Here is a 747-nt window from a genome sequence, read left to right on the forward strand (position 1 = left end):
AGTGGTGCCGCCATTCGCCAGCGGGCCATAGACGATATAGCTGTGACCGGTGACCCAGCCGACATCGGCGGTGCACCAATAGACATCGCCATCATGATAATCGAAAGTATATTGATGCGTCATCGCCGCATAGGTCAGATAGCCGCCCGATGTATGCACCACCCCCTTCGGCTTGCCGGTCGATCCGGAAGTATAGAGGATGAACAGAGGATCCTCGGCGCCGACCTCGACATAGGGGCAATAGGGGTTCGCCGCCGCCATCTCGGCGGTCAGGTCGAAATCGCGGCCCTCTACCCAGGAGGTCTGGCCGCCGGTGCGCTTGACGACGAGGCATTTCACCCGGTCCGAGCAATGCAGCAGCGCTTTATCGGTATTATCCTTCAGCCCGGTTTTACGGCCGCCGCGCGGGGCGAAATCGGCGGTGATCACCAGTTTCGCTTCCGAATCGTTCACCCGGTTCGCCAGCGCATCGGGCGAGAAGCCGCCAAAGACCACCGAATGCACCGCGCCAAGCCGGGCACAGGCCAGCATGGCATAGGCCGCCTCGGGGATCATCGGCAGGTAAAGCACCACCCGGTCGCCTTTGGAAATACCATGTGATTTCAGCACATTGGCCAGACGCGACACCTGTTCGAGCAATTCGCGATAGCTGATATGTTTCGCCGGTTCCGCCGGATCATCCGGCTCCCAGATGATCGCGGTCTGCTCAGCGCGGTCGATCAGATGGCGGTCGATGCAATTGGCGGC

The 747-nt window shown here is 60.8% G+C and carries 1 protein-coding gene; it reads right to left on the bottom strand.

Annotated features, from left to right (window positions below; all coding sequences use genetic code 11):
- Window positions 1-747, bottom strand: a 747-nt coding sequence (locus H0485_RS21290) for an AMP-binding protein (protein ID WP_226937873.1), incomplete at both ends; no start/stop codon positions are given.

This window comes from Pseudogemmobacter faecipullorum (assembly GCF_020539525.1).
GTDB lineage: Bacteria > Pseudomonadota > Alphaproteobacteria > Rhodobacterales > Rhodobacteraceae > Pseudogemmobacter > Pseudogemmobacter faecipullorum.